We start from the raw sequence: 23,204 nt of genomic DNA on the forward strand, positions 1-23,204 counted from the left end.
CTTGCCCGCATAGCGTTCGCTTAGGGTGGGCGCCCATGACATGGCTGATCACAGGCGGAGCGGGATATATCGGGGCACATGTGGCGCGGGTCATGAGTGCCGCCGGGGAGGACGTCGTCGTTCTTGACGACATTTCTTCGGGGGTGCCGCAGCGGCTGCCGCGGGAGATCCCCCTCATCGAGGGCTCCTCGCTCGACGGGGACCTGCTGCGCCGGGTCTTCGCCGGGCACGGTGTGACGGGTGTGGTGCACCTCGCGGCCCGCAAGCAGGTCGGGGAGTCCGTGGAGCAGCCGCTGCGTTACTACCGGGAGAACATCGGCGGCCTCACGACGCTGCTCGAAGCGGCGGCCGAGGCCGGCGTCGGACGGTTCGTGTTCTCCTCGTCGGCGGCGGTGTACGGCAATCCGCCGGACGTGGACCTGGTCACGGAGGACGCCCCCTGCGTACCGGTCAGCCCGTACGGCGAGACGAAGCTCGCCGGTGAGTGGCTGGTGCGGGCGGCCGGGCGGGCGCACGGCATGTCGACCGTGTGCCTGCGCTACTTCAACGTGGCGGGCGCGGCGAGCCCCGAGCTCGCGGACACCGGGGTCTTCAACGTGATCCCGATGGTCTTCGACCGGCTGACCCGCGGCGAGTCGCCGCGGATCTTCGGCGACAGCTACCCGACGCCGGACGGCACCTGCGTGCGGGACTACATCCATGTGTCCGACCTCGCCGACGCGCACCTCGCGGCGGCCCGCAGGCTCGACCGCGGCGACGGGGGCGATCTGACGGTGAACATCGGCAGGGGTGAAGGCGTTTCCGTACGCGAACTGGTCACCCTCATCGGTGAGGTGAGCGGCGACCGCCGTCCCGCCGTGGTCGAGGCGCCGCGCGCCGGGGACGCGCCGCGGGCCGTCGCCGATGCCTCGCTGGCCGCCAAGGAGCTGGGCTGGACCGCCCGGCGCGGGGTGCGGGAGATGGTCGATTCGGCGTGGGCCGGATGGTGTCTGCACCACCCGGGAGCGGCTCGCCACTGATCGTCGCGAGGCCCTGACCTGCACCCCTTCCACTACCGGCAATCGTTGCCATTTTCGCAGGTCAGGGCACATGACAACGGTGTTCAGTGCCGCGTTGCAAGATACCCCCCACCCGTAGTTCACTGTCGTCGCGCGACCAGCGAACAGCAGACCGATGACCGACGCGGGAGGGCGGCTCCATGGGGGCTGGGCACGATCACGGACACACGCACGGGGCACCGACCACGGGCACGGCGGCCAACGCCTACAAGGGGCGGCTGCGCATAGCGCTCACCATCACGATCACCGTGATGTTCGCCCAGATCATCGGCGGCATCATGGCGGACTCGCTCGCGCTCATCGCGGACGCGACGCATATGGCGACGGACGCGCTGGGGCTCGGCATGGCCCTGCTCGCGATCCACTTCGCGAACAGACCGCCCACCGCGAACCGCACCTTCGGCTACGCGCGCGCCGAGATCCTCGCCGCGCTCGCCAACTGCCTCCTGCTGCTCGGCGTCGGCGGCTATGTGCTCTACGAGGCGGTCGAGCGGTTCATCACTCCCGCGGAGACCCAGGGCACGGTGGCCGTCTTCTTCGGTGCCTTCGGCCTCGTGGCGAATCTGATCTCGCTGTCGCTGCTGATGCGCGGCCAGAAGGACAGCCTCAATGTGCGCGGCGCCTTCCTCGAGGTCCTCGCGGACACCCTGGGTTCCGTCACGGTCATCGTCTCGGCGACCGTGATCATGCTGACCGGCTGGCAGGCCGCCGACCCGATCGCCTCGCTCGTCATCGGCTTCATGATCGTCCCGCGGACGGTGAAGCTGCTCAAGGAGACGCTGAACGTACTGCTCGAATCGGCGCCCAAGGGCGTCGACATGAGCGAGGTGCGGGCCCACATACTCGACCTGCCGGGCGTCGAGGACGTCCACGACCTGCACGCATGGACCATCACCTCGGGCATGCCGGTGCTCTCCGCGCATGTGGTCGTGAGCTCGGGGACGCTCGACGCGATCGGCCACGAGAAGATGCTGCACGAGCTCCAGGGCTGCCTCGGCGACCACTTCGACGTGGAGCACTGCACCTTCCAGCTGGAGCCGAGCGGGCACGCCGAGCACGAGGCGAAGCTGTGCCACTGACGGGCCCCGCCGAGGGAGCGCGCACCCCTCCGGTGTGACCGGATTCCTCTTCACCCATATGCGACCTTGTGGGACAGTCGACGGGAGAGTTCACAAACGCACTTGCTCCGGGGGAAAGCAGTGTCACATCCACAGCCTCCTGTACCGCCGGGCCCACCGCGGCCCGGCCACGATCCTGATTCCGTGGTGCGACAGCGGCCGATCTGGCAGATCACCACCGCCGTCATCGGAGCCCTCGGAGCGGTCGCAGCGGCCGTCATCGGGGTCAAGCTCTCCGCGGAGGACGACGAGAAGACGACCGCCTCGTCACAGAGCACTCCGCCCGTGTCGAGGCCGAAGCCGGCCCAGCCGTGGAAGTCCGGCAACGAGTTCTTCCTCAACGTGCCCGCACAGCCCTACGACCTGGACAGCCCGTGGGCGCACGCCGACCCGCGGGCCTCCGGCTCGGACGTGCAGGTCGTCGGCAGCGACCGGAACACGCTCGCGGTGCTGAACGGCGCGACGATGGCGGTCATCACCGAGCGCGGGAAACCGACGGTCGAGGAGTGCCGCAAGCGCGTCTCCAGCAACGAGATGACGTCGGCGATCATCGAGATCGGGCAGTCCTACTGCTTCAGGACGACCGAGGACAACACGGTCCTGATGCAGGTCAAGCGCCTGCAGAACGATGAGAACGGGGTGCAGCAGGTCGTGGTAGAGAACAGCTTCGCCGACGGCTAGCCGGGCATCGCCGTAACAGACGGTGTTATGGTGGGCAGAGTTTTTGCGTTCTTGAGTTCCTGAGGAGGTGGGTTGATGACTGTCGTGACGAGCGCTGCTCTGCGCGGCGACACGTGCATCCCCACCTTCCGGGCGCGCGTCTGACCTCCGTACGCCACTCGTACGTCAGGTCCGCGGGTCCTTCACTCAAGGATTTCCACGTTGACCGACAACGCTTCCATCACTGACGCCTTCTTCGCCCTGCACCACGGTCTGCCGCGGCAGGGCCCCGGCTCCGACGCCACCACCCGGCGGCTGCTCTCCCTCGCGGGGACCCTGCCGGAGCGTCCGCGCGTCCTCGACCTGGGCTGCGGCCCCGGCAGGGCCGCGCTCCTCCTCGCCGCCGAGGCCGGCGCCGAGGTGACCGCCGTCGATCTGCACCAGCCGTTCCTCGACGAGCTCCGGGCGTCCGCGCACGACCGCGGGCTCGCCGGATCGATCACCACCGTCAACGCCGACATGGCCGAACTCCCCTTTTCGGATGGTTCGTTCGACCTGATCTGGGCCGAGTCCTCGGCCTACAGCATCGGCTTCGACACCGCCCTGCGCACCTGGCGCCGACTGCTCGCTCCCGGTGGGGCGCTCGTGCTCACCGAGTGCGAGTGGACGACTGCCGAGCCGTCCGCGGCGGTACGCGCGTTCTGGGACCGGCACTACGCGCTGCGCACGGGCGAGGAGAACCTCCGGGCCGCCACCGGCGCCGGATACTCCGTGCTCGGCGTGCATGCGCAGCCCGAGTCCGACTGGGACGAGTACTACGGGCCGCTGGGGGCCCGCGCGGATGCGGCGGAGCCGGACGCACCCGGCACGCCCGAGGCGCTCGCCGCCACGCGCGAGGAGATCGCCGTGCGCCGCGAGCACGGCACCGAATACGGCTACACCGGCTACGTCCTGCGTCCGGTGGCCTCCTGGCCGTGCCGGCCCGAGACCGTGTCGGACGTCGCCGCCGTGCACGCCGTGCACACCGCGGCCTTCGAGACCGCGGGCGAGGCCGACCTGGTCGACGCGCTGCGCACCGACGCCGACGCCTGGCTGCCGGGTCTTTCGTACGTCGCGCAGGCGCCGGACGGCGAGGTCGCGGCACACGCCCTGATCACCCGCTGCCGGGTGGACGGGGCGCCCGCGCTGGCCCTCGCCCCGGTCGCCGTGCTGCCGAAGTACCAGCGGACCGGGGCCGGTTCGGCCGTCGTCCGCGCGGTCATCGAAGCGGCACGCGCGCGTGGGGAGCGTCTCGTCCTCGTGCTCGGGCATCCCGCGTACTACCCGAGGTTCGGTTTCAAGCCCGCTTCCCGGTATGGAATCCGGCCAGGGTTCGAGGTGCCCGACGAGGCCATGATGGTGCTCGTCCTGAACGGTTCGGACGATTCTTCGTGCGTACCGCAGGGCACGATCAAGTATCCGGCCGCTTTCGGCGTCTGACACACCCCGGGCGTTCGCGTCCAGGACGCCCTCCGCATGTCCGCCGTGCCCCTCGCACGGCGGACATGCGGGCCCCGGGGGTGCCGGGAGTGTCCGAAACGTACGGCAGACTTGAGGTTCGAAGACCGAAGCGAAGGATGGGTATGCCGATCACACCTGCCACCGCGGCGAACAGCTCGTCGAACGGCACCGGAGAAGCGATCTTGCTCGAACTCGTCGACGAGGACGGCAGGACGATCGGCACAGCGGAGAAACTCTCCGCGCATCAGGCGCCCGGGCAGCTGCACCGGGCGTTCTCCGTTTTCCTCTTCGACGAGCAGGGGCGGCTGCTCCTGCAGCAGCGCGCCCTGGGCAAGTACCACTCCCCCGGCGTCTGGTCGAACACCTGCTGCGGGCACCCCTACCCCGGCGAGGCACCGTTCGCGGCGGCCGCCCGGCGTACGTACGAGGAGCTGGGTGTCTCGCCGTCGCTGCTCGCCGAGGCGGGCACGGTGCGCTACAACCACCCGGACCCTGACTCGGGCCTGGTGGAGCAGGAGTTCAACCACCTCTTCGTCGGCATGGTCCAGTCGCCGCTGCGCCCCGACCCCTCCGAGGTCGGGGCGACCGCGTTCGTGACGGCCGACGAGCTCGCGGTGCGGCACGAACAGGGGCCGTTCTCCGCGTGGTTCATGACCGTGCTCGACGCGGCACGCCCCGCGATCAAGGAGCTGACCGGCCCCTCCGCGGGCTGGTAGCTACTCTCCGTCGGGCTTGAGGGGCAGGGCCGCCCAGATGACCTTGCCCCCGCTCGCGGTGTGCTCGACGTCGCAGGCGCCGCCGGCCTCCGCGGTGATCTCGCGGACCAGGAGCAGTCCGCGCCCGCCCGTCTGACCGTGGTCCGCCACCAGGGCCGTGGGGCGGTACGGATGGTTGTCCTCGACGGAGACCCGCACCCATTCGGCGCCCACCGCGACCTCCACGGCGAGCATCGGGGAGAGCAGGGCGGCATGCCGCACCGCGTTGGTGACCAGCTCGGAGACGATGAGCAGCAGGCCCTGCACGGTGTCGTCCGGTGCCGGTACGCCCTGCCGGGCGAGCAGATCACGCACCGCGTGCCGCGCCTGGGGCACGGAGGCGTCGACGGCGGGGGCGGTGAAGCGCCATACGCCCTCGTACGGCACTGTTCCGTCACCCGTGGGAAGTGGGCCGGACCCCCTCCCGTCGTTCTCCATCGTCCGGTCGCCGCCCTTGCGCTCGATTGTCACCACACATCGAGTGTTGGGAATGCTCAGGTCCAGGCCGCGCTACTGACCAGAAGTCAGCGACTATCGACGGGATTTGATCGGCGGCGTATGACAGCGTCAGTTGTGCGACTGGTCCTGCCCTTCTTGTTCTGTCTTCAAGGTTTCATCAGGTTGTACGAGGCTGACGATGCGGCGGCCGCCGACCCCCGTGGCGATCAGGCCGAGGCCGTCGAAGAGCAGCGCCAGGGAGAAGAAGCAGCCGATCACGTACTGGCTGTTGCTGGGCCAGCCGCCGAGCACGAGGATGCCGAGCAGCAGGCCGAAGGCGCCCTGGACCAGGGTCCAGCCGAACTGCGGGCCGCGCACCACCAGGCTGCCGACCAGGCGGAACACCCCGCCGGTGAGGAAGAGCAGGGCCGCGAACATGGTCAGCGCCTCCGCCGCCACATCGGGCCTGCGGATGATCACGACGCCCGCCGCGAGGTTCAGCGCGGCGACCACGACGCCCAGCCAGAAGAAGTTGCTGCCGCGCGACTGAACGGCGTGCAGCAGCCCGACGAAGCCGCCGACGAGCAGCAGCCAGCCGAACAGGAGCATCGAGGTCAGCGTGGCGAGGCCGGCGTAGACGAGGCCGATGAGTCCGGCCACCGCCAGGATCGCACCGAGCAGCGCGAGCCAGCCGAAGCTGCGGCTGAGCTTGGCGCCCTGGGCCGCGGCGTCGCCGTTCTCCGGCCGGGTGGCACCGGTGTCCTTGGTTCTGGCCATCAGCGTCTCCGTCTCGCTCGGCAGAGCCTTCGAGCCGCGGGCCGTGCGGGCCTTGCGGGCCGCCCCCTACTTGATCTTACGTTCGAGGGGTGCGGATAGCATCCGGCGCATGGAGCCGCAGCTGAGGCACACCGTCACGGACGGCGTCGCCACCGTCGTCATCGATCATCCAGCCAAGCGCAACGCCATGACCGCGCGCATGTGGGAGCAGGTGCCGCCGCTGTTCGCGGGGCTCGCGACCGACCCGGCCGTACGCGCCGTCGTGCTCACCGGGGCGGGCGACACCTTCTGTGCGGGCGCCGACATCTCCTCGCTGCGGGAGTCGGCCCGGTCGGCGCAGGACCTCGCGGTGCGGGCCGAGGAGGCGGTGGCGGCCTTCCCCAAGCCGACGCTCGCCGTGGTCCGCGGCTACTGCGTGGGCGGCGGCTGCCAGCTGGCCGGGGCGTGCGATCTGCGGTTCGCGGACGAGGACGCCTCCTTCGGCATCACCCCCGCCAAGCTCGGCATCGTCTACGCGGCGTCGTCCACCCGGCGCCTGGTGTCGCTCGTGGGGCCCGCCACCGCCAAGTACCTGCTCTTCTCGGGCGAGTTGATCGATGCGGCGCGGGCGCTGCGCACCGGCCTGGTGGACGAGGTGCTGCCCGCGGGCGAACTCGACAAGCGGGTCGCGGAGTTCACCCGGGTGCTCGCCGCGCGCTCCCAGCTGACGCAGGTGGCGGCGAAGGAGTTCGCGGCGGGCCGCACGGACCGGGACGCGTACTGGGCGGAGCAGGCGCGCGGCAGCGACGACACCGCCGAGGGTGTCGCCGCCTTCCTGGAGCGCAGGCAGCCGCGCTTCACCTGGAGCCCGGGCTTCGACTGAGCCCCTGCTGGCCCGGCCGCCCGCTCAGCCCCTACTGGTCGAAGCGGCTCCCTTCGCGGAACTTCGCCACGATGTGCGCGGGCGCCTTCTCCGGGGACCCGGCGTCGTACGGCGGCTGGGGGTCGTACTCGGTCAGGAGCTGTACGGTCTGCGCGTGCTCGTCGCCCGCGATCTTGCCGGCGAGGGTGAGCCCCATGTCGATGCCCGCGGAGACACCGGCGCCCGTGACGTACTTGCCGTCGAAGACGACCCGCTCCCCCGTCGACTCGACGCCGAGCCGGTCCAGTTCGGTCAGGGCCAGCCAGTGCGAGGTGGCGCGGCGGCCCTTGAGGAGACCCGCGGCGGCCAGTGCGAGGGAACCCGTGCACACCGACGTCGTCCAGGTCGTGGTGGCGTCGACGGTGCGCAGCCAGCCGAGGAGGGCCTCGTTCTCCATCTGGTCGCTCTGCCCGGGGCCGCCGGGCACGACCACGATGTCGGGGCGCTGCACCTGCGCGAAGGTCTTGTCGGCGACGAGCGCGAGGCTGCCGCTGTCGTCGCGCACCGGGCCCGCCTGCTCGGCGACGAAGACGGTCTCCGCGCCGGGCAGGCCGCTGAGCGTCTGGTACGGACCGATGGCATCCAGAGCGGTGAAGCGCTCGTACAGGGCGATGGCTATCTGCATGGTGTCCCTATCGGTGAGTGGTGAGTGTGACGTTCGGTGTGCGGTGGAAGCGGCGCCGGTACTCGGCGGGCGAGGCGCCGAGCGTCTTGACGAAGGAGCGGCGCATCGCCTCCGGAGTGCCGTATCCGCAGGCGCGCGAGACCTCCTCCACCCCGTCCGAGGTGTCTTCGAGGAGTCTGCGCGCGTGTTCGACCCGGACCCGTTCGACGTACTTGCCGGGCGTCATGCCGGTCTCCGCGTGGAACGCCCGGGCGAAGTGGCGGGGCGAGAGGCGGGCGCGGTCGGCGAGCGAATCGACCGAGAGGTTCTCGGCCGGGTGCTCGACGATCCACTGCTGGACCTCCCGCAGCGGCTCGCGCCGGGCGGTCTGCGCGGCGAGCTGGGCGCTGAACTGCGCCTGGTTTCCCGGGCGGCGCAGGAAGACGACGAGGTAGCGGGCGATGGTGAGCGCCACCTCACGGCCGTGGTCCTCCTCGACCAGGGCGAGGGCGAGGTCGATGCCCGCGGTGACCCCGGCGGACGTCGCCACATGGCCGTCGCGTACGTAGATGGGGTCCGGGTCGACCTCGATGCCCGGGTAGTCCCTGGCGAGCCGGTCGCAGTACGCCCAGTGCGTGGTCACCCTGCGCCCCTCCAGGAGGCCCGCCTCGGCGAGCCGGACGGCCCCCGTGCACACCGAGACGAGGCGCTCCGCGCGCGGGCCGTGCTCGCGCAGCCAGTCGATGAGGCCCGGGTCCGGCGGGCGGGTGCCCGAGCCGCCCGGCACGAGCAGCGTGTGCGGGGCGGGGGCGTCCGCGAGCGCGGAGTCCGGGAGCAGGGTGAGCCCGCCCGATGTGCGTACCGGACCGCCGTCCACCGAGGCGGTGTGGATGCGGTAGCCGCGGCCGGGGTCGCCCAGGGCGTGACCCGCGCCCGCGAACACCTCCACGGGGCCGCTGACATCAAGGCTCTGGATTCCTTCGAAGAGGACGACCAGGACGGTTCGCTGCTCCATGCCCACGATTCTTGACGGGGGCCACGATGGCCGCAATGACGAGTTGCCCACCTTTCCTGCCATCGGCGGTGACCCCCTGACCGGCATACCAGTCAGTAGGTAGCGTGCTCCCATGACCACTACGCCGACCTCGCCCACGGACGCCGCGCTGCCCCCGCGCGCGGGACGCCGCTGTCACAACGTGCTCAACTCGCTGCACTCCACGCACTACTTCTCGCCGGACGTGACGCAGGAGATGGCCAAGCTCGGGATATCCCACCCCAGTGCGGTCAACTTCGCCGTGCGCGCGGCGGCGCTGGGCGCCGTCGGCGCCGGGGTCGTGACCGCCACGTTCTACAACTACAAGCACGCCCTCGTCGCCGAGCACGTGCCCGCGGTGTGGCAGACGGCCTCTCCGGAGGACGTCCTCGCGGCACGTCTGCGCGCCGTCGACACGACACTGCGCCGACTCCTGGGCGAAGAGCTCATCGCCTCGCCCGAGATGGCCGAGGCCGCCGAACTCGCGCTGCGCGCCACGGAGGCCTGCTCCCGCTCCGCGCGCCCGCTGTACTCGGCCCACGCCGATCTGCCGGTGCCCGACGCGCCGCACCTGGCGTACTGGCACGCGGCGACGCTGCTGCGCGAGCACCGCGGCGACGGGCATCTGACCGTGCTGCTCGGCGCCGAACTCGACGGCATCGAGGCGCTGGTGAGCCACACCGCGACCGGCAAGGGCCTGCGGCCCAAGTGGAACTTCGCGACGCGCGGCTGGAACCAGCAGGAGTGGGACGCCGCCACCGACCGGCTGCGCGGGCGCGGACTCATCGACGGCGAGGGCGAGTTGACGGAGGACGGCGTGGCGCTGCGCCGGGACATCGAGGCCGAGACGGACCGCCTCGACCGGGCGCCGTACGAGCACCTGGGCGCGGCGGGCGTCGAGCGCCTCACCGAGCTCGGCACGGTGTTCACCGGGGCAGCGCTGCAGGCCGGGGCGTACCCGGCGGACCTGTTCGGCAAGGCCTGAGCGCACCGGCGCGCCCGCACGGCATGGCCGTCGCGCTCCGAGGTACCCGTTCGTCTCCCGGCCCCGCCGCCCCTGGCCGGACCGGGCGACGAAAGGGGAATTCGTATGTTCCGTGCCATCGCGGACGTTCTGCGCCAGATCGCCGCCGCCATCGCGACGGTCGTCACCCTGCCGTTCCGGGCGGTGGCCCGGCTGTTCGGCGGAGCCTCCCGTTCCACGGGGCGCGGCGGACGGGCGCGCCGGGTCTGATCATGCGTTGTCGGCGCCACCTGCCACAATTGCCCGGCAACCTCAGTGAGAAGGCGGTACCGGAACGTGGCAGCTTTGACGACGTCCACTCCAGCGTCCATCGAAGGCAGGATCGCCGAGGAACTCGGCGTACGGGAGCGGCAGGTGAAGGCCGCCGTCGACCTGCTCGACGGCGGCTCGACGGTGCCCTTCATCGCGCGCTACCGCAAGGAAGCGACCGAGATGCTCGACGACGCGCAGCTGCGCACGCTCGAGGAGCGGCTGCGGTATCTGCGCGAGCTGGAGGAGCGGCGCGCCGCGATCCTCGAATCGGTCCGTGAGCAGGGCAAGCTCACCGACGAGCTGGAGGCGCGGATCCGCGAGGCGGACACCAAGGCGCGCCTTGAAGACATCTATCTGCCGTTCAAGCCGAAGCGGCGCACCAAGGCGCAGATCGCCCGTGAGGCGGGCCTGGAGCCGCTGGCCGACGGGCTGCTCGGCGACCCGTCGGTGGAGCCGCAGGCGGCCGCCGCCGCGTTCGTGGACGCCGACAAGGGCGTCGCGGACCCGCAGGCCGCCCTCGACGGGGCCCGCGCGATCCTCGCCGAGCGGTTCTCCGAGGACGCCGACCTGATCGGCGAGCTGCGCGAGCGGATGTGGGTGCGCGGCCGTCTTGCCGCCAAGGTCCGCGACGGCAAGGAGGAGGCGGGCGCCAAGTTCGCCGACTACTTCGACTTCGCCGAGCCCTTCAAGGAGCTCCCCTCGCACCGCATCCTCGCGATGCTGCGCGGCGAGAAGGAGGAGGTCCTCGACCTCGTCCTGGAGCCCGAGGAGACGCCCGCCGAGCCCGGGGTCCCTTCTTCGTACGAGGGGATCGTCGCCCACCGCTTCGGTGTCGCCGATCGCGGCCGCCCCGCCGACAAGTGGCTCCAGGACACGGTGCGCTGGTCCTGGCGGACCCGCATCCTCGTGCACCTCGGCATCGATCTGCGGCTGCGCCTTCGGACGGCCGCCGAGGACGAGGCCGTGCGCGTCTTCGCGTCGAACCTGCGCGACCTGCTGCTCGCGGCGCCCGCGGGCACGCGCGCGACGCTGGGCCTCGACCCCGGTTTCCGTACGGGCGTGAAGGTCGCCGTCGTGGACGCGACCGGCAAGGTCGTCGCGACGGACGTCATCAACCCGCACGTCCCGGCGAACAAGTGGGACCAGTCCCTGGCCACCCTCGCGAAGCTCGCCAAGGAGCACGCGGTCGACCTGATCGCGATCGGCAACGGCACGGCCTCGCGCGAGACGGACAAGCTCGCGGGTGAACTCATCACCAAGCACCCGGAGTTGAACCTCACGAAGGTGATGGTCTCCGAGGCGGGCGCCTCCGTGTACTCGGCCTCCGCCTTCGCCTCGCAGGAGCTGCCCGACATGGACGTGTCGCTGCGCGGCGCGGTCTCCATCGCGCGCCGCCTCCAGGACCCGCTGGCCGAGCTGGTGAAGATCGACCCGAAGTCGATCGGCGTCGGCCAGTACCAGCACGACCTCTCCGAGGTGAAGCTGTCGCGCTCGCTCGACGCGGTCGTCGAGGACTGTGTGAACGGCGTCGGCGTGGACGTGAACACGGCCTCGGCCCCGCTGCTCGCCCGGGTCTCCGGCATCGGCGCGGGCCTCGCCGAGAACATCGTGGCGCACCGCGACGCGAACGGCCCGTTCAAGAACCGCAAGGGCCTCAAGGACGTGGCGCGGCTCGGCCCGAAGGCGTACGAGCAGTGCGCGGGCTTCCTGCGCATCCGCGGCGGCGACGACCCGCTGGACGCCTCCAGCGTGCACCCGGAGGCGTATCCCGTGGTGCGCAAGATGGTGCAGTCGTCGGGCGCCGACGTCTCCTCGCTGATCGGCAACACGGGGGCGCTGCGCTCGCTGAAGGCCGACGAGTTCGTGGACGAGGTCTTCGGACTGCCCACGGTCACGGACATCCTCAAGGAGCTGGAGAAGCCGGGGCGCGACCCGCGTCCCGCCTTCAAGACGGCGACCTTCAAGGACGGCGTGGAGAAGATCTCCGACCTGGCGTCCGGGATGGTCCTGGAAGGCGTCGTCACCAATGTGGCCGCCTTCGGTGCCTTCGTGGACGTGGGCGTGCACCAGGACGGGCTCGTGCATGTCTCCGCGATGTCCAAGACGTTCGTCAAGGACCCGCGGGACGTCGTGAAGCCCGGCGACATCGTCAAGGTCAAGGTGATGGACGTCGACATCCCGCGCAAGCGGATCTCGCTGACGCTGCGCCTGGACGACGAGGCGGCGCCCGCGGGTGACGCCCCGGGCAAGCGGGGCGGCGGGCGTCCGCCGCAGCAGCGGCAGGGCGGCCAGGGGCAGCGCGGTGGCCAGCGTGGTGGCGGTCAGCGGAGCGGCGGCCAGCGCGGGCAGAAGCCGCAGCGCCAGGCGCCGCCGCCGGCCAACGACGCGATGGCCGAGGCGCTGCGCAGGGCCGGTCTGGTCGACCCGAAGCGGCGCTGAGCAGAGGGTGGGGGCAGGGGGCGGGGCGCGGTCACCTCACAGTGACAGCTCCGTCACCTTGCCCTCCGCCACCTCCAGGCGCCGCGTCACCCGCACCGCGTCGAGCATCCTGCGGTCGTGGGTGACCAGGAGCAGCGTGCCCTCGTAGGCGTCCAGGGCGGACTCCAGCTGCTCGATCGCGGGCAGGTCCAGATGGTTCGTCGGCTCGTCGAGGACCAGGAGGTTGACGCCCCTGCCCTGGAGGAGCGCGAGGGCCGCGCGGGTGCGTTCGCCCGGTGAGAGCGTCGCGGCGGAGCGCAGGACGTGGTCCGCCTTCAGGCCGAACTTGGCGAGGAGCGTGCGGACTTCGGCGGGCTCGGTGTCGGGCACGGCCGCGCAGAACGCGTCCAGCAGCGACTCCTCGCCGTGGAAGAGCGCGCGGGCCTGGTCGACCTCGCCGACCAGGACGCCCGAGCCGAGGGCCGCGTGGCCCGCGTCCAGTGGGACGCGTCCGAGCAGGGCGCCGAGCAGCGTCGACTTGCCCGAGCCGTTGGCGCCGGTGATCGCGACCCGGTCCGCCCAGTCGATCTGCAGGGTGACGGGGCCGAGCGTGAACGCGCCGCGGCGCACCTCCGCGTCACGCAGCGACGCGACGACCGAGCCGGAGCGCGGTGCCGCGGCGATCTCCATGCGCAGCTCCCACTCCTTGCGGGGCTCCTCGACCACTTCGAGGCGCTCGATCATGCGCTGGGTCTGGCGGGCCTTGGCGGCCTGCTTCTCGCTGGCGTCGCTGCGGAAGTTGCGGCCGATCTTGTCGTTGTCGCCGCCACCGGCCTTGGCGGCCTTGCGGCGGGCGTTCTTGACGCCCTTGTCCGCCCAGGAGCGCTGCATCTGGGCGCGGCCCTGGAGCGCGGCCTTCTTGTCCGCGTACTCCTCGTAGTCGTCGCGGGCGTGCCTGCGTGCCGTCTCCCGTTCCTCCAGGTAGGCGTCGTAGCCGCCGCCGTAGAGGTTGATCTGCTGCTGGGCGAGGTCCAGTTCGAGGACCTTGGTGACGGTGCGGGTGAGGAACTCGCGGTCGTGGCTGACCACGACGGTGCCCGCGCGCAGGCCGCGGACGAAGCTCTCCAGGCGTTCCAGGCCCGCCAGGTCGAGGTCGTTGGTCGGCTCGTCCAGGAGGAACACGTCGTAGCGGGAGAGGAGGAGCGAGGCGAGGCCCGCGCGGGCCGCCTGGCCTCCGGAGAGCGAGGTCATCGGCTGGTCGAGGCCGACGGCGAGGCCGAGCGAGTCGGTGACCTCCTCGGCCCGCTCGTCCAGGTCGGCGCCGCCGAGGGCGAGCCAGCGCTCCAGGCTGTCGGCGTAGGCGTCGTCGGCTCCGGGGGTGCCGTCGACGAGCGCCTGGGTGGCCTCGTCCATGACGCGCTGCGCCTCGGCGACTCCGGTGCGGCGGGCGAGGAACGCGCGGACGGTCTCGCCCGGGCGGCGGTCCGGCTCCTGCGGCAGGTGCCCGACGGCGGCGGTGGGCGGCGAGAGCCTCAGTTCCCCGCCCTCGGGGGTGTCCAGGCCCGCGAGCAGCCGCAGGAGGGTGGATTTCCCCGCTCCGTTGGCGCCCACCAGGCCGATGACGTCGCCGGGGGCGACGACCAGCTCAAGGCCGGCGAACAGGGTGCGGTCGCCGTGGCCGGCGGCGAGGTCTTTGGCGACGAGAGTTGCGGTCATCAGGGAGGTGATTCTAGGCGAGGCTCCCCGGCCTAAGCTGCCGGGTTTCCGTCGGGACGCCGGGGTCCTGGGCGTCCGGGTCGTCTCGCGTCAGGCCGAGGTCGGGGCGACGAGCACGCTTCCGGAGGTGCGGGCCACCACGTACGACTCGCCCTTGGTCGCCTTCGCGTCGAGCGGCAGGCGGTGCTCGCCGGGTTCGAGGACGGCGTCGAAGAGTTCGCGGGTGTGGGTGCGGTAGAGGCGGTCGAGGCGGTACGCGATGAGCTTGACCCGGCAGGTCGACGTGACCTCGACCGATGCCGCGCCGGGGGTGGCCGCGAGCCGGGTGAGGCGGCGCAGCTCGGCGGGGCTGCGGTCCAGGGCGTGCTCTATCTGGGCCACGAGGAGGGGGATGATCGGCGCGAGCCCGTCCACGTAGGCGACGCCGACGCCCGCCGTGTCGAACGCGGCGCGCACGGCGTCGCGGTCGGCCCGGGGGACGGCCCGTCCAAAGGCGACCGCCCCGTACGTGCGCAGCTCGTCCGGCGGCACCCCCGCCGCGTCCGCCGCGATCTCCGCGCCGATGCCGATGGTGCGCAGGGCCGCGGCCAGCCTGGCGAGGACCGCCACGCGGGCGCCGATGAGCAGGACCCGGCGGCGGGCGGGCGGCTCGTCGGCGGTGAGCAACTGGCCGAGCGCTTCGCGGTATTCGGCGCCGCGGAAGCGGAACGGCCCTATGCCGTGGTAGCCGTTGAGCGCCAGATCGGCGGGTTCGGCGGTCTGCCAGGCGAAGTCGCGCCAGACGAAGTCGTCGGCGCCGTCGGGGGCCCGCTCGATGACGGCGGTGACGGCACCGCATTCCAGGCCCTCGCATTCGGGGCAGCCGTAGATGACGTACCGGCCGTCGCGCAGCGGCGCCTGGGCTTCCAGGAGCAGCCTGCGGACGTGCGCGGTGAAGATGGCGGGCGGGATGTCCGAGGCCAGCGGGGAGACCGCGTCGAGGTCGGAGAGCTGGAAGAGCAGGGGACGCCCGTTCACGATGAAGTCGACGAAATCGCGGTGCACTTGATAGCCACCGTCGGCGAGAACCCCACCGGCTCGCATGGCCGGTGCCAGACCGAAGGTCGCGTACTCGGCAGACATGCTGTGAGTATCCCCACCTGATGTGTGATGTGAGCACGGCATGGCACATTCCGCTACGTTCCTGGGATGGGCGATGACGATGTGGTCGTGGTGGGCAGTGGGGTCATAGGTCTGACCACCGCCGTCGTGCTCGCGGAGCGCGGGCGGCGGGTGCGGGTGTGGGCGAAGGAGCCCGCGGAGGGCACCACCTCGGCTGTTGCGGGTGGGCTGTGGTGGCCGTACCGGATCGAACCCGACGACCTTGTCGGCGCGTGGTCCCTGCATACCCTCGATGTCTACCGGGAGTTGGCGCACGACGGCGGGCGGACCGGCGTACGCATGGTCGAGGGCGTACAGGCGCAGACGCGACTGGACGAGCTGGGCCCGTGGGCGGCCCGGGTGCCGGGGCTGCGGGCCGCGACGCCCGAGGAGTGCGCGGGGCCCGCGCTGTGGGCCAGGCTGCCGCTGATCGACATGCCGACGCATCTGGCGTGGCTGCGGGAGCGTCTGGTGGCCGCGGGCGGGGTGGTCCAGGAGCGGACGGTCGGCGGTCTCGGAGAGGCGTTCGCCGAGGCGCCCGTCGTCGTCAACTGCTCGGGGATCGGCGCCCGCACCCTCGTACCGGACGACGATGTGCGCCCGGTGCGGGGGCAGTTGGTGATCGTGGAGAACCCGGGGGTGAGCACGTGGTACGGGCGGGTGGACGCCACCTCGCACGAGGTCACGTATCTGCTGCCGCAGCCCGGCGGGCTCATTCTCGGCGGGACGTCACGGGAGGGCGACTGGTCCACGGTGCCGGATCCGGTGGAGGCCGCGGACATCGTGCGGCGGTGCGCGCGGGTGCGTCCCGAGGTGGCGGGGGCGCGGGTGATCGAGCACCGGGTGGGGCTGCGGCCGGGCAGGAGCGCGGTGCGCCTTGAGCGCGAGACGGCCGGCGGCGGGGTCCTCGTGCACAACTACGGGCACGGCGGCGCCGGGGTGACCGTGGCCTGGGGGTGCGCCCAGGAGGCGGCGCGCCTGGCGACCGCCGCCTCCTGAGGCCGCGGGTGGGAGCCCGGGTCAGCGGGTCCCGGCCTGGGCGTTGTCGCTCTCGGGCCCGTCCTCGTCCTGGGCGGGACCGATCCGGATCTCGAAGTCGCCGTCGTACTGCTCATGGCCCGCGATCACGGCCTTCTCGACGGCCTCCGTGCCGTGCTCGCCGCGCACGATCAGCGGGTCGTGGCGCAGGTCCCGCATCAGCGACACACACATGCCGATCATCACGATGGTGAAGGGTGCCGCGACCAGGATCGTGAGGTTGCGCAGGCCCGTGAGCGCATCGTCCGAGCCGTCGCCGATCAGCAGCATGATCGCGCCGACGGCGCCGGTCACGATGCCCCAGAAGATCACGACGAACCTGCTGGGTTCGAGCGCGCCCTTCTGCGAGAGCGTGCCCATCACGATGGACGCGGCGTCCGCGCCCGAGACGAAGAAGATGCCCACGAGGATCATCACGAGCAGGCTGGTGACGGTGGCGATGGGGTACTCGTGCAGCAGGCCGAAGAGCTGGGCCTCCGGCGTCGTCTCGCCCTCGAGGCCGCCCCGGTCGGCGACGGTCATGGCGGTGCCGCCGAAGACGGCGAACCAGATGAGGCTGACCGTGCTGGGCACCAGGATGACGCCGCCGACGAACTGACGGATCGTACGGCCGCGGCTGATGCGCGCGATGAACATGCCGACGAAGGGCGTCCAGGAGATCCACCAGGCCCAGTAGAAGACCGTCCAGGCGCTCAGCCAGTCAGCGACGCCCTTGCCGCTGGAGGCCTCGGTGCGGCCGATCAGCTGCGGCAGGTCGTCGAGGTAGGCGCCGAGCGACGTCGGCACCATGTCGAGGATGATGACGGTCGGGCCCGCGATGAAGACGAAGACCACGAGCAGCCCCGCGAGCACCATGTTGATGTTCGAGAGCCACTGCACGCCCTTCTCCACACCGGAGACGGCGGATGCCACGAAGGCCAGGGTCAGGACGGCGATGATGACGACGAGGAGTCCGGTGCCCGCGTCGTCCATCCAGTCGAGCACCTCGATGCCGCTGCCGATCTGCAGGGCGCCGAGGCCGAGGGAGGCGGCCGAGCCGAAGAGCGTGGCGAAGATGGCGAGGATGTCGATGACCCGGCCCCAGGAGCCGCGAGCGTGCTTCTCGCCGATCAGCGGCTCGAAGACGGCGCTGATGGTCTGCCTGCGGCGGCGCCGGAACGTGCTGTACGCGATGGCGAGGCCGACGACGGCGTAGATCGCCCACGGGTGGAGCGTCCAGTGGAAGAGGGTCGTGGCCATGGCCGTTTCCATCTTCGCCGCGGAGTCCGAGGGATCGGTGCCCGGCGGGGGCGACATGAAGTGGGAGAGCGGCTCGCTCACGCCGTAGAACATCAGGCCGATGCCCATGCCTGCGCTGAACATCATCGCGACCCAGGACACGGTCCTGAACTCGGGCTCCTCGCCCTCCTGGCCGAGGGTGATCTTCCCGTACCGGCTGACGGCCAGCCAGAGCGCGAAGACCACGAAACCCGTGGCGGTCAGCATGAAGAACCAACCGCCGTTGTGCATCAGGCCGTTGAGCATGTCGGTGGAGACGTTCTCGAGCGAGTCCGTCGCCACCCCGCCCCAGACCACGAACGCCAGGGTGAGCACGGCGGTGACGCCGAACACCACCCGGTCCGTCTGGGGATGCCGGCCGGCGGGAGAGGTCGCCATGATGTCCGGCGATCCTCCCCCGTCGTCCGCTTTCCGATGATCCTGCGTCACAAGTGACACCTTTCAAGGGGTCGATTACGTCGAGACTTTGTTCTCCGATACCCCCTACCACATGTGACGCACATCTCACCCCATCAACAGCTCATGTCGGGCGCCGCTTTGACGAGGTGATACGGAGCGCGCTCGTCCAGAAGCAGCGGCACGAGGGCGCGTGCGGACTGCCGCAGCGGCACGTAGGCGCCGTGCTTGCGGGGCTTCACCGTAACGCCGTGCAGGGCGAGTTCGTCCTTGATGTCGCCGTACTGGGCGGCGTCCAGGCGGTAGCCGCAGGGCGGGTCCTGGATGATCTCGGACGGCTCCGCGGGGTCGTTGTCGGCGCCGCCGAGGTAGACCGGGCCGCGGTCGCGGAAGCCCTCGACGCGGGCCGCCGCCGTGGCCCGCTCCAGGCGGGTGCGCCGCGCGTCGGTGTAGCCGAAGAGCCCGCCGAGCGCCGCCGTCTGGGACGACACCCTGCGGCGGTTGTTCAGCGCCTCGTCGTTCTTCTCGGCCTCGGTGAGGGGGTCGACGCGGCTCTCGATGAGCAGGCCCGCCGCGTGCTTGATCCCGGAGACGTTGCGCAGGATGCGCTCCTGGCCGTCGCCCGCGGTCTGCTTGACGGGCTCGCCGGTGACCGGATCGGTCCAGATGCCGTACGTGCCCGTCGTGTATCCGTCGTGCTCGGCGGCCGGGCGCACGTACTCCTTGGACAGGGTCTGCGCCTCCTGGTGCACGGCCTCGTCGGTGTTGAGGTTGCGCGGCCAGAGGTCGAAGAGGTCCTTGTCGTAGTACTTGGGGGTGGCGCCGTACTCGTGCAGGTCGTAGATGACGTCGGGCTGCCGGTCGCGGATCACGGCGGCCATGGCGCGGGCCTCCGCGGTCCTGAGGGAGATGTGGTCGCGGTTGATGTCGACGCCGTCGGAGTTGCCGCGGGTGTCGGCGGCGCGGCCGTCCGGGTTGGCGGTGGGGACCACCAGGAGCGTGGTGCGCTCGAGGAACCGCTCGGTCTTCTTGTCCTGCGCGTACGCCAGGTCGCGGATCGTCGACAGACAGGCGTCGCGGCCCGACGGCTCGTCGCCGTGCTGGCTGCAGATCAGCAACACGGTGTTCTTCGTGGGGCGTTCACCGATGCGGACCAGTTGCAGGGGCCGGTCCTGCTGGGTGGTGCCGATGCGGGACACGGAGACCCGGTCGCTCGCCTTGTCGACGGTGGCCAGGAGCTCCTGTTCCTCGGGCTGCGTCGTCCAGCGGGCGCCGTTGGTCTCCTCGAATCCGGTACGGGGTGGGGTCGATGTCGCCTGCGCGGGCGCGGTCACCAGGGGTGCGGCGAGCGCGGCGGCGGCGCAGGCGAGCGCCAGGGTGCGGATGCGGGGTCTCATGAAGTACTGCCTCCCGGGACGGGGTTGAGCGGACGCGGCGGGGCCACGCCGTCGAGACGGGTTTCGCGGGGGGTGACGGATGCGGAGGTGGTGCCGAACGCTCCCGCGCCGCCGACCAGCGGCACATCGGCGGAGGTGCGGGACAGGTCGATGCCGAGCGTCGGGGTGTCGGCGGGCGGGACGATGAGGTTCTTGTCGGTGCCCGCGACGATCAGCGCGAGGCGGTGCCCCTTCGGTACGACGTGGTCGCTCGCGGCGAGGTCGAGCGTGATGGTGTGCGGCTTGCCGGGAGTGAGCGGGCGGCCGTGCTCCGCGTCGGCCCAGTTGCCGAGGTCGGCCCAACCGCGGCTGAAGATCGTGTAGTCGACGTCGGCGGTCTTCGCCCGGGTCTCCTTGAAGCAGGCGCTGTCACCCGTGGTGCTCGCGCCCCAGCAGGTGCGCTCGGGGAGCGTGCTGATGCCCTCGCCGGACGCTGCGTAGTCGCGGATGGTGTCGGGGCCGAGGTCGACGAGGACCGCGCTGAGGTGGGCGGTGCGGGTGTTCGGGGTCGCGGTGACGGTCACCGTGGAGGAGCCGGAGAGGCGCAGGTCGCGGGCGAGAGGCCGGCTGATGAACCCGGCCTTGGCGGGCGTCGGGGTGTCGATCCGGGCTGCCCAGTCCGTCTCGCTCAGCCTCGGGTCGTCGGTGAAGGTCTCGGTGCCGGAGCCCGCTTTCACGCCGAGGGTGCCGACGCCGGGTGAAGTGCCCTTGGCGGGGCGGAGCTTGACGGTGTCCGTGCCGCTCGGGGGCCAGACACGGTCGGTGGTCCAGCGGTCGGGGGCGCGTTCGATGTCGGCCATCGGCTCGCGGTCGATGCCGTTGTCGTAGCCGAGGAGTTCATGGTCGAACCAGCGGTGCAGGGTGCGCACCCAGTCGGCGCGGCGGAAGTCGAAGGGGTCGACGTGTCCGGTCTGGCTGAGCCAGATCTTGCGGTCGACGCCGTTCTCGGCGAGGGCGTCCCACCACTGGCCGAAGTGCTTGGTGCGGACGTTGAGGTCCTGCATGCCGTGCACGACGAAGACGCTGGCCTTCACCTTGTCGGCGTCGGGGACGTGGTTGCGCTCGCTCCACAGAGGGGTCCAGTCGCCGGTGCGCGGCGCCCCGTCGACCAGGCGCTGCTGCACGGCGCCGCAGCGGGTGCGGGCCTCGGGACTCATCACGTACTCCGAGAGGCCGTCGGGGCCGCTGTTGAAGAGCGGGGCGCCCTTGGCGAAGTAGTAGTCGTACCAGGAGGAGATGGCGCCGATCGGCACCACGGTCTTGAGCCCCCGCACTCCAGTGGCAGCCACGCCGTTGGCAATGGTGCCGTCGTAGCTCTTGCCGATCATGCCGGTCTTTCCGTCGGACCAGGAGGCCTCCGCGCGTTCCTGGCCGGTGCGGCTGGTGTAGCCGCGGGCGCGGCCGTTCAGCCAGTCCACGACGGCCTTGGCCGACTGGACGTCGGAGCGGCCGCCGACGTCGACGCAGCCGTCCGAGCGGTTGGTGCCCGCGAGGTCCACGGCGACGTAGCCGTAGCCGCGGGGCACGAAGTAGTTGTCGTAGTAGAGCGGGAGCTGGACGGGGTTCCCGTTCGCGTCGTACGTCTTCTTCTGGCTCTCGTTGCCGCGCCCGCAGCAGGCGTAGTACGGGCTCGCGTCCATGATCACGGGTATCTGGCGGCCCCTGCGGTCCAGTTCGCGGGGCCTGACTATGTCGACGGCGACGCGGTCGGTCCTGCCGTCCGCGTCGCCGTCGATGCCGGTGTCGACCCATACGGATTCGCGTATCGCGTCCTCGTACGAGTACACGGGTCTGCTCTCGCCCGGTGTGCGCGGGGCCTGTGCGGCTCCCTGCGCTGCGCCCGGGGACATGAGTGTGGCCATCAGGGCGGCAAGGGACGCCGCCAGGAGAGTTCTCCAGAGGAGACGGATGCGTCGCGCACGTATCGGCATGGCGCGGAAGGTACACCGGTGAACTCCCGTGCGACAGAGGGCGGCAGTACGTCACGACAGGTCCGTGGGGCGCGGAGACACATGTCGGCCGAATGGCGATCGTGTGACGTCCGGGGCCATGGACATGACGCGTGCGGACAGTGCTGAATAGGGTCGACGATCAACGGATCCTGTGCGAACAGGTCTCGCACCACCTGTACTTGTGGCCCTACGACTTGGAGCTTCCGTGCACCGCAGACTCATCGCCCCGGGCGCACTCGCGGCCTCCCTTCTGCTGGCGATCCCGGCATCGGCCGCCGACTTCTCCCCCGGGGCCCCGAGCATCGGCGACCCCTACTACCCGGCCAGCGGCAACGGCGGATACGACGTCTCGCACTACGACCTGCGGCTGAAGTACCAGCCCACGACCGACCTCCTCGAAGGCACGGCGACGATCAACGCCCGCACCACGCAGGACCTCTCGCGGTTCAACCTCGACTTCGGCCTCAAGGTCTCCGAGGTGCGGGTCAACGGCAAGAAGGCGAAGTTCGCGAAGACCGGCGACCAGGAGCTGGAGATCACCCCGCCCGCCGGTCTCGCCAAGGGCACGGCGATCACCGTCGTCGTGCGGTACGCGGGCAAGCCCTCCGAGCTGAAGATCAACGGCTACACGGCCTGGCACCGCACCCCGGACGGCGGCGTGGCGGCGCAGGAGCCCGAGGCGGCCGTGTGGTGGTTCCCGTCCAACGACCACCCGCTGGACAAGGCGACGTACGACGTGTCGGTCTCCGTGCCCGACGGCACCCAGGCGATCTCCAACGGCGTGCTGCAGTCGCAGAGTTCGAAGCTGGGCTGGACCCGCTACAACTGGCGGTCCAACAAGCCGCAGGCCAGCTATCTCGCCACGCTCGCGGTCGGCAAGTTCGACATCACGACCGACAAGACGGAGTCCGGCCTTCCGGTCCTCAACGCCTACAGCAAGGACCTCGGCGACAACGCGGGCGCCGCGCGGGCCAGCATCGAGCGGACCACCGAGGTCGCCGAGTGGCTGGAGACGGTCTTCGGCAAGTACCCCTTCAACGCGCTCGGCGGCTACGTCCCGAACGTGAAGAGCAGCTACGCCCTGGAGACCCAGACCCGGCCGTTCTACAGCCCGGCCGCCTTCGCGAACGGCTCCAACGCGTCGATCGTCGTCCATGAGATCGCCCACCAGTGGTACGGCGACAGCGTCTCCGTGGACGGCTGGCGGGACATCTGGGTCAACGAGGGCTTCGCCCGCTACAGCCAGTGGCTGTGGTCGGAGAAGGAGGGCGAGGGCACGGCGCAGGAGCTCGCGGACTACGTGTACGCGCAGCACCCGGCCGACGACGCGTTCTGGACGGTCAAGCCGGGCGACCCGGGCCCGGACAACCAGTTCCACGGCGCGGTCTACGACCGGGGCGCGCTCGCCCTGCAGGCGCTGCGCAACAAGGTGGGCGACGACACGTTCTTCGCGATCCTCAAGGGCTGGCCGCAGGAGCACGCGTACGGCAACGCGAAGGTGAACGACTTCGTGAAGTACGCCGAGAAGGTCTCGGGCAAGCCGCTCGCCGGGCTCTTCGACACCTGGCTGTACCAGCCGTCGCGCCCGGCGGCACCCGCGGCCAAGCAGGCCAAGGTCGCCAGGTCGGCGGCGGCCCCGGCCGCGCCCAAGTCGTGGAAGGAGATCGCCGCGACGAACGGGATCCACGACCACGAGCACGGTCACTGAGC

20 protein-coding genes are annotated in these 23,204 nt (G+C 71.1%); 11 read left to right on the plus strand and 9 right to left on the minus strand.

Annotated features, from left to right (window positions below; all coding sequences use genetic code 11):
• Positions 1-35: 35 nt before the first annotated feature.
• From galE to idi, 5 genes are all read left to right on the plus strand, one after another.
• Complete coding sequence (gene galE / locus ACFWZ2_RS00345; protein WP_384539482.1) at positions 36-1,019, plus strand: UDP-glucose 4-epimerase GalE; 984 nt, start codon at positions 36-38, stop codon at positions 1,017-1,019.
• A 179-nt stretch (positions 1,020-1,198) separates the two neighbouring features.
• Positions 1,199-2,137, plus strand: coding sequence for a cation diffusion facilitator family transporter (locus ACFWZ2_RS00350; protein ID WP_384539485.1), 939 nt, complete (start codon positions 1,199-1,201; stop codon positions 2,135-2,137).
• A gap of 183 nt (positions 2,138-2,320) precedes the next feature.
• The gene (locus tag ACFWZ2_RS00355; protein WP_384539488.1) at positions 2,321-2,857 is read left to right on the plus strand and encodes a hypothetical protein; all 537 of its coding nucleotides are present in this window, start codon (positions 2,321-2,323) and stop codon (positions 2,855-2,857) included.
• Between the two features lie 201 nt (positions 2,858-3,058).
• A complete protein-coding gene (locus ACFWZ2_RS00360; protein ID WP_384539491.1) occupies positions 3,059-4,315 on the plus strand; it encodes a GNAT family N-acetyltransferase in 1,257 nt (418 codons plus the stop codon).
• Between the two features lie 143 nt (positions 4,316-4,458).
• Complete coding sequence (gene idi, locus ACFWZ2_RS00365) at positions 4,459-5,052, plus strand: isopentenyl-diphosphate Delta-isomerase (RefSeq protein WP_384539494.1); 594 nt, start codon at positions 4,459-4,461, stop codon at positions 5,050-5,052.
• On the opposite strand, the gene ACFWZ2_RS00370 is transcribed toward idi, so the two are convergent.
• Positions 5,053-5,529 carry an ATP-binding protein gene (locus tag ACFWZ2_RS00370; protein WP_384540342.1) on the minus strand — a complete coding sequence of 159 codons (477 nt, stop codon included), beginning with the start codon at positions 5,527-5,529 and terminating at the stop codon, positions 5,053-5,055.
• 129 nt (positions 5,530-5,658) lie between these two features.
• Complete coding sequence (locus ACFWZ2_RS00375; RefSeq protein ID WP_384539496.1) at positions 5,659-6,306, minus strand: HdeD family acid-resistance protein; 648 nt, start codon at positions 6,304-6,306, stop codon at positions 5,659-5,661.
• 109 nt (positions 6,307-6,415) lie between these two features.
• Between ACFWZ2_RS00375 and ACFWZ2_RS00380 the strand changes: the two genes are divergently transcribed.
• Positions 6,416-7,168: an enoyl-CoA hydratase/isomerase family protein gene (locus ACFWZ2_RS00380; RefSeq protein ID WP_384539498.1), complete on the plus strand. Its 753-nt coding sequence runs from the start codon at positions 6,416-6,418 to the stop codon at positions 7,166-7,168.
• Between the two features lie 31 nt (positions 7,169-7,199).
• On the opposite strand, the gene ACFWZ2_RS00385 is transcribed toward ACFWZ2_RS00380, so the two are convergent.
• Both ACFWZ2_RS00385 and ACFWZ2_RS00390 read right to left on the minus strand, forming a co-directional pair.
• On the minus strand, positions 7,200-7,832 hold the full coding sequence (locus ACFWZ2_RS00385) for a DJ-1/PfpI family protein (RefSeq protein ID WP_384539500.1): 633 nt from the start codon (positions 7,830-7,832) through the stop codon (positions 7,200-7,202).
• A 7-nt stretch (positions 7,833-7,839) separates the two neighbouring features.
• Positions 7,840-8,826 carry a GlxA family transcriptional regulator gene (locus tag ACFWZ2_RS00390; RefSeq protein ID WP_384539502.1) on the minus strand — a complete coding sequence of 329 codons (987 nt, stop codon included), beginning with the start codon at positions 8,824-8,826 and terminating at the stop codon, positions 7,840-7,842.
• A gap of 112 nt (positions 8,827-8,938) precedes the next feature.
• On the opposite strand from ACFWZ2_RS00390, the gene ACFWZ2_RS00395 reads away from it, so the two are divergent.
• The 3 genes from ACFWZ2_RS00395 to ACFWZ2_RS00405 all read left to right on the plus strand — a co-directional run bounded on the left by ACFWZ2_RS00395 (position 8,939) and on the right by ACFWZ2_RS00405 (position 12,559).
• Entirely contained in the window at positions 8,939-9,829 is an 891-nt protein-coding gene (locus ACFWZ2_RS00395; protein ID WP_384539505.1) for a hypothetical protein, read from the plus strand.
• A gap of 105 nt (positions 9,830-9,934) precedes the next feature.
• Positions 9,935-10,078, plus strand: coding sequence for an LPFR motif small protein (locus tag ACFWZ2_RS00400; RefSeq protein ID WP_384539508.1), 144 nt, complete (start codon positions 9,935-9,937; stop codon positions 10,076-10,078).
• A 66-nt stretch (positions 10,079-10,144) separates the two neighbouring features.
• Positions 10,145-12,559: a Tex family protein gene (locus tag ACFWZ2_RS00405; RefSeq protein ID WP_384539510.1), complete on the plus strand. Its 2,415-nt coding sequence runs from the start codon at positions 10,145-10,147 to the stop codon at positions 12,557-12,559.
• Positions 12,560-12,595: 36 nt separating this feature from the next.
• Here the strand turns inward: ACFWZ2_RS00405 and ACFWZ2_RS00410 are convergent, their stop codons facing one another.
• Positions 12,596-14,254, minus strand: coding sequence for an ABC-F family ATP-binding cassette domain-containing protein (locus tag ACFWZ2_RS00410; RefSeq protein WP_384539512.1), 1,659 nt, complete (start codon positions 14,252-14,254; stop codon positions 12,596-12,598).
• A 90-nt stretch (positions 14,255-14,344) separates the two neighbouring features.
• The gene (locus ACFWZ2_RS00415; protein ID WP_384539514.1) at positions 14,345-15,376 is read right to left on the minus strand and encodes an oxidoreductase; all 1,032 of its coding nucleotides are present in this window, start codon (positions 15,374-15,376) and stop codon (positions 14,345-14,347) included.
• Positions 15,377-15,442: 66 nt separating this feature from the next.
• On the opposite strand from ACFWZ2_RS00415, the gene ACFWZ2_RS00420 reads away from it, so the two are divergent.
• Positions 15,443-16,393, plus strand: a complete 951-nt coding sequence (locus tag ACFWZ2_RS00420; protein ID WP_384539517.1) for an FAD-dependent oxidoreductase — start codon at positions 15,443-15,445, stop codon at positions 16,391-16,393.
• A 21-nt stretch (positions 16,394-16,414) separates the two neighbouring features.
• Here ACFWZ2_RS00420 and ACFWZ2_RS00425 read toward each other — a convergent pair whose 3' ends face one another.
• The 3 genes from ACFWZ2_RS00425 to ACFWZ2_RS00435 form a co-directional block, all read right to left on the minus strand.
• Positions 16,415-18,088: a BCCT family transporter gene (locus ACFWZ2_RS00425; RefSeq protein WP_384539519.1), complete on the minus strand. Its 1,674-nt coding sequence runs from the start codon at positions 18,086-18,088 to the stop codon at positions 16,415-16,417.
• 134 nt (positions 18,089-18,222) lie between these two features.
• Positions 18,223-19,503 (minus strand): M14 family metallocarboxypeptidase, encoded by a 1,281-nt coding sequence (locus ACFWZ2_RS00430; protein ID WP_384539521.1) that lies wholly within the window; start codon positions 19,501-19,503, stop codon positions 18,223-18,225.
• The gene (locus ACFWZ2_RS00435) at positions 19,500-21,473 is read right to left on the minus strand and encodes a Xaa-Pro dipeptidyl-peptidase (protein ID WP_384539524.1); all 1,974 of its coding nucleotides are present in this window, start codon (positions 21,471-21,473) and stop codon (positions 19,500-19,502) included. Before ACFWZ2_RS00435 ends, ACFWZ2_RS00430 begins: the two co-directional genes overlap by 4 nt.
• Before the next feature lie 226 nt (positions 21,474-21,699).
• Between ACFWZ2_RS00435 and ACFWZ2_RS00440 the strand changes: the two genes are divergently transcribed.
• Positions 21,700-23,202 carry a M1 family metallopeptidase gene (locus ACFWZ2_RS00440; protein ID WP_384539527.1) on the plus strand — a complete coding sequence of 501 codons (1,503 nt, stop codon included), beginning with the start codon at positions 21,700-21,702 and terminating at the stop codon, positions 23,200-23,202.
• Positions 23,203-23,204 lie beyond the last annotated feature (2 nt).

Source organism: Streptomyces sp. NPDC059002 (genome assembly GCF_042740435.1).
Lineage (GTDB): Bacteria > Actinomycetota > Actinomycetes > Streptomycetales > Streptomycetaceae > Streptomyces.

Bases quoted from the DNA above. Each gene is read 5' to 3' on its own strand.
- ACFWZ2_RS00425 (WP_384539519.1), bottom strand. From the start codon at position 18,088: ATGGCGACCTCTCCCGCCGGCCGGCATCCCCAGACGGACCGGGTGGTG.
- ACFWZ2_RS00435 (WP_384539524.1), bottom strand. From the start codon at position 21,473: ATGCCGATACGTGCGCGACGCATCCGTCTCCTCTGGAGAACTCTCCTG.
- ACFWZ2_RS00375 (WP_384539496.1), bottom strand. From the start codon at position 6,306: ATGGCCAGAACCAAGGACACCGGTGCCACCCGGCCGGAGAACGGCGAC.
- ACFWZ2_RS00400 (WP_384539508.1), top strand. From the start codon at position 9,935: ATGTTCCGTGCCATCGCGGACGTTCTGCGCCAGATCGCCGCCGCCATC.
- ACFWZ2_RS00350 (WP_384539485.1), top strand. From the start codon at position 1,199: ATGGGGGCTGGGCACGATCACGGACACACGCACGGGGCACCGACCACG.
- ACFWZ2_RS00395 (WP_384539505.1), top strand. From the start codon at position 8,939: ATGACCACTACGCCGACCTCGCCCACGGACGCCGCGCTGCCCCCGCGC.
- idi (WP_384539494.1), top strand. From the start codon at position 4,459: ATGCCGATCACACCTGCCACCGCGGCGAACAGCTCGTCGAACGGCACC.
- ACFWZ2_RS00380 (WP_384539498.1), top strand. From the start codon at position 6,416: ATGGAGCCGCAGCTGAGGCACACCGTCACGGACGGCGTCGCCACCGTC.
- ACFWZ2_RS00370 (WP_384540342.1), bottom strand. From the start codon at position 5,529: ATGGAGAACGACGGGAGGGGGTCCGGCCCACTTCCCACGGGTGACGGA.
- ACFWZ2_RS00420 (WP_384539517.1), top strand. From the start codon at position 15,443: ATGGGCGATGACGATGTGGTCGTGGTGGGCAGTGGGGTCATAGGTCTG.
- ACFWZ2_RS00390 (WP_384539502.1), bottom strand. From the start codon at position 8,826: ATGGAGCAGCGAACCGTCCTGGTCGTCCTCTTCGAAGGAATCCAGAGC.
- ACFWZ2_RS00410 (WP_384539512.1), bottom strand. From the start codon at position 14,254: ATGACCGCAACTCTCGTCGCCAAAGACCTCGCCGCCGGCCACGGCGAC.
- ACFWZ2_RS00415 (WP_384539514.1), bottom strand. From the start codon at position 15,376: ATGTCTGCCGAGTACGCGACCTTCGGTCTGGCACCGGCCATGCGAGCC.
- ACFWZ2_RS00385 (WP_384539500.1), bottom strand. From the start codon at position 7,832: ATGCAGATAGCCATCGCCCTGTACGAGCGCTTCACCGCTCTGGATGCC.
- ACFWZ2_RS00430 (WP_384539521.1), bottom strand. From the start codon at position 19,503: ATGAGACCCCGCATCCGCACCCTGGCGCTCGCCTGCGCCGCCGCCGCG.
- galE (WP_384539482.1), top strand. From the start codon at position 36: ATGACATGGCTGATCACAGGCGGAGCGGGATATATCGGGGCACATGTG.